The organism is Chthonobacter rhizosphaerae (assembly GCF_013839525.1).
Taxonomy (GTDB): Bacteria; Pseudomonadota; Alphaproteobacteria; order Rhizobiales; family Pleomorphomonadaceae; genus Chthonobacter; species Chthonobacter rhizosphaerae.
In genome coordinates this window covers 1-4,122 of record NZ_JACDIS010000027.1, presented here as the reverse complement: position 1 = coordinate 4,122, position 4,122 = coordinate 1, and the positions used below count along the sequence as shown (strand labels likewise).

3 protein-coding genes are annotated in these 4,122 nt (G+C 62.7%); 1 reads left to right on the top strand and 2 read right to left on the bottom strand.

Going from position 1 to position 4,122, the window contains the following annotated elements; genetic code table 11:
• Positions 1-97: 97 nt before the first annotated feature.
• Positions 98-1,209, top strand: a protein-coding gene (locus HND91_RS22295) for an IS3 family transposase (protein WP_181708814.1) whose coding sequence is annotated in 2 segments (ribosomal slippage) — positions 98-353 and positions 353-1,209 — 1,113 coding nt in all. Because the reading frame shifts where the segments join, the coding sequence is not laid out codon by codon here.
• A 117-nt stretch (positions 1,210-1,326) separates the two neighbouring features.
• Here HND91_RS22295 and HND91_RS22290 read toward each other — a convergent pair.
• Together HND91_RS22290 and HND91_RS22285 are read right to left on the bottom strand one after the other, a co-directional pair.
• Positions 1,327-2,001: an HAD family hydrolase gene (locus HND91_RS22290; RefSeq protein ID WP_181708813.1), complete on the bottom strand. Its 675-nt coding sequence runs from the start codon at positions 1,999-2,001 to the stop codon at positions 1,327-1,329.
• A gap of 78 nt (positions 2,002-2,079) precedes the next feature.
• Positions 2,080-3,870 (bottom strand): thiamine pyrophosphate-binding protein, encoded by a 1,791-nt coding sequence (locus HND91_RS22285; RefSeq protein ID WP_181708812.1) that lies wholly within the window; start codon positions 3,868-3,870, stop codon positions 2,080-2,082.
• Positions 3,871-4,122 lie beyond the last annotated feature (252 nt).

Here is a 4,122-nt window from a genome sequence, read left to right as displayed (position 1 = left end):
AAGAGCTTGGACCGACCATCCACCGAATCCCATCATGTGGCGGCTCGCCCGACCACGGACAGAAGCAAGGAACCCGCGGCGCGCTCCGGAAACGGCCTTGACGGAGATAGACCGAATACAGAAACAGATCATCGGGATCCTGAAGGAGCACCAGGCGGGGATCGGCGTCGCCGACCTCTGCCGCAAGCACGGGATCTCGGACGCGACCTTCTACACGTGGCGATCGAAGTACGCCGGAATGGAGGTGTCCGAGGCCAAGCGGCTGAAGGCGCTGGAGGAGGAGAACGCCAAGCTGAAGAAGCTGCTGGCGGAATCGATGCTCGACGTGTCGACGCTCCGTGAGGCTCTCGGAAAAAACTTCTGACGCCCAGTTCCCGGAGGCAGTTTGTGACCTGGGCGATCACCGAGAAGGGCTACTCGCAGCGACGCGCCTGCGGGCTGGTCGGCATGGAGCCGAAGACCTACCGCTATGCGTCGAAGCGACCGGACGATGGCGCTCTGCGCGAGCGGCTGAAGGGCTTGGCGCGCGAGCGGCGTCGGTTCGGCTACAGGCGGCTGCTAATCCTCTTGCGCCGGGACGGCATCGAGCTGAACCACAAGAAGCTGTTCCGCCTCTACAAGGAGGAGCGGCTGACGGTGCGTCGGCGCGGCGGTCGCAAGCGGGCGCTCGGCACGAGAGCTCCGATGGCGCTGCCGCAGGGACCCAACCAGCGCTGGAGCCTCGACTTCGTCTCCGACGTGCTCGCCGACGGGAGACGCTTCCGGGTCCTGGTGGTGGTCGACGACTTCACGCGGGAGTGCCTGGCCCTTGTGGCCGACACGTCGCTGTCCGGTCGCCGGGTTGCCCGCGAACTCGACCGTCTCATCGAAGTCCGAGGCAAGCCGCTGATGGTGGTGAGCGACAATGGCACCGAACTGACGTCTCACGCCATCCTCCGCTGGCAGCAGGACCACGGCGTCGAATGGCACTACATCGCCCCCGGCAAGCCGATCCAGAACGCCTTCGTGGAGAGCCTCAACGGCCGCTTCCGCGACGAATGCCTCAACGAGCATCTCTTCCAGGGCTTGTCGGCAGCCAGGAGGATCGTCGAGGCTTGGCGCCTCGACTACAACGACGAACGCCCGCACACCAGTCTGGGCGGTCTCACCCCGAACGAGTTCGCAGCCCGGTCCAAGACGGACCAGAACCAGAACGGATTCTGGTTATGAACGAGGGCATGATGGGGGCAAGGTCCTGGGTGATGGTGACCCGGCGCTCCGGATCCCACAGCACGAATTTGAGCGCTTAACCCGATTTGTGAACGTTCCGCGCGCTATCCCACGTAATTAGACGCGTCCACCAACTTCGTCTAAGTGGTTAAGCAACCCCGCAGGATCTTCAAAGACCCTGTATGCTCCGGCGCGTTCCAATTCGTCGGATCCATAGCCTCCGCAGAGAAGACCAACGCCCAGGGCACGGCACCGCTGCGCCGCCAGCATATCCCAGATGCTGTCTCCAACCACCACGGCAGTCTCGATTCGGATGCCGAGCCGTTCGGCGGCTGCGAGAAACAGGTCCGGGTCGGGCTTGGCATACTTGACGAGATCGCGAGTGATGACCGGCGCGGAGCCTGGATCGAGCCCGAGCGCCACCAAATTCTGCGCCGCGGTTTCCATCCGGCCACTCGTCGCGATCGCCCATCGTATTCCATTGTCATCGAGGGTGCGCAACAGGTCGATAGCGCCGGGAAAGGGATGGATGCGTGCGGCCTGGCGTTGATAAGCCCGGGCGTGGGACTGGCGCAGGCGATCGATCCGATCCTCGTTGATCTCCAGACCCGTCTCACGAAGCAGCTGGTTGGTGAACAGGCCGCCGCTCATGCCGATCTTCCGATGAATACGCCAAACCGACAGCTGGATACCCTCCTCCTCGAGAGCCTCCTGCCAGGCGAGAACGTGGTGGTAGACGCTGTCGACTAGCGTGCCATCGAGATCGAAGATGAAGGTCGTCTCCTGTCGCATGGATCGTGGCTCCTGCTTGTAAAAGACGGTCGGGCCGACGTACGGAAACGGCCTTGGCCCGACCGGCTTTGGTCGGCGTCAGACGTCGCTGGTTTTCCTGCGGATATCAGCCGAAATCTTCCACTCTCTCAATTTATAGACGGTGCCCGGGCGGGGTCGCGCTTTTTCGCCGCCCTCGCGCATGCGCCGTTTGAAGCTGTGGATCGGGGTAGCGAGATCATCGATCCGAATTTCCACCACCGACGGTCCATCATGCGCGAAGGCGCGGTCGAGCGCGGGACCGATGTCATCAGGCTTCTCCACATATATGCCGAGAAGCCCGAGACCGCTCGCCGCCTGCGCGAAATTGGGCTGGCAGCTTTGGTTCTCCAGCATGGCCGACTGCACGTTCTTGAAGAAAATCTCCTGCCAGAGCTGGATCCAGCCGAGTCTTCCATTGTTCAGGACGATGTTCACAATTCGCTGGTTTTGTTGCAGCTGAGTGGCAAGCTCGCCGATTGTATAGGAAAAGCCGCCGTCGCCGGCCACGGTCACGATGCGAGCATCAGGCCGCGTAGCTGCGGCGCCGATTGCTGCCGGTGTAGAGTAACCAAGGCCGCCTTGCCCCCGGGCGTAAAGGAACTGGCGCCCCGCCTTGCGGGCTGGCAGAAAGTTGGCGATCCACCCCGCCGAAAAACTCGCGTCGGATACGACAATGTCGTCAGGGCTGAGCCGCCTGGCGAGTTCCGCCATAGCCCGCGGCGGGTTTATCGGGATTTGCTCGCTGGCGATCTCCTCCGCCTTTTGCGCCTCACCGTCGGCCTTGACCGTCTCGATCCGGTCCAGCCACGCCGGATGGGTCTGCGGCTCCAGACGGTCGATAAGAAGCGCAAGCGCTTCCTTTACATCGCCAAATAGGCTCACGGTCGGCTGAAACGTCCGGCCGTGCTCATTTGGATCGCAATCAATGGTGATGGTGGCCTGCTCGGGCAGCGGAAGAGTCCAGTTCATAGCCGTGTTCTGGCTGGCCTTTGATCCGCACCAGATTACCAGATCGGCTTCCTTGATCAGCTCGATAGCGGCATATGAGCCAAGTGGATTTAATGTGCCCGCCGCGTATGACAGTGTTTCCGGGACCGATCCGCGCCCCGTCAAGCTGGTGACGACCAGACCGCCGAGCCGTTCCGCGAAGGCGACCGCCTCCTCCGACGCGTCCGCGCCGTGAACACCACCGCCATACACGATTGCCGGCCGTCGTGCCGCCCGGATCAGGTCCAACGCCTGCTCGATGGAGGACCGGACCGGAGCGGAGCGGACGAAAGGAGCTCGGCTCGCTCGGGTGTCCACCGCGATCTTGAGGACGGATTCGTCCCACTCGGCGTCAAAAATGTCGTGGGGGATGATCAAGGCGACAGGCCCCGGGCGCGGTGCCGTCGCAACACGGAACGCGGTGCGGATTAGATCCGGCAGCGCCGATGCGGACGGAACCAGCCAAGCATCCTTGGAGAACGTCTTGAAGAAGGACAACTGGTCGAAGCCCTGGGAGGCTATCCCCTTCTCCTTCAAAGAGAGCCAGTCGAGAGGTAGTTCGCCGACAATCCCGATCATCGGGATCGAAGCGTTCAGGGCCTCCAAGAAGCCGGCCGGCAGGAGATTGGCGCCAGGGCCGACCGTAACGTCGCAAACGCCGGGCTTGCCCGTCAGGCGAGCATAAGCATCTGCCGCATAGGCGGCGTTGCGTTCATCACGCATGAGAACATGACGGATCCGGTCTGTGCGACGGGATATTCCGTCATGAAGCGCCGTTGTCTGGCCGCCCGGCATGCCGAAGACGAGTTCGACGCCGTACTGCGCCAGCATTTCGGCAACAAGATCTCCGATATGCGCCATAGCAAGACTACTCCAAGATATCAGGGGGAACCGCGGCATGGAGAGGTATCGGGTGCCGCCGTTCGGGACAGAAGATCGCGGGGTGCACGAAGCTTGAGGTATCCTCGCGCCCCGCGTCATGTTCGAAGTGTCAGTTCGACTTGGCGTCGGCCCAGCTCTTGACGAGCTCGTCGTAGTTGACGGTCATCGGCTGCGGCTTCTCGTTCTCCAGCTTGGGCTGCGGGGCGAGGGTGCCGTTGGCCTTGGCCTGCT

What these genes read in the sequence shown, in the direction of transcription:
- HND91_RS22290 (WP_181708813.1), bottom strand. Translation starts at nt 2,001, where the DNA reads ATGCGACAGGAGACGACCTTCATCTTCGATCTCGATGGCACGCTAGTC.
- HND91_RS22285 (WP_181708812.1), bottom strand. Translation starts at nt 3,870, where the DNA reads ATGGCGCATATCGGAGATCTTGTTGCCGAAATGCTGGCGCAGTACGGC.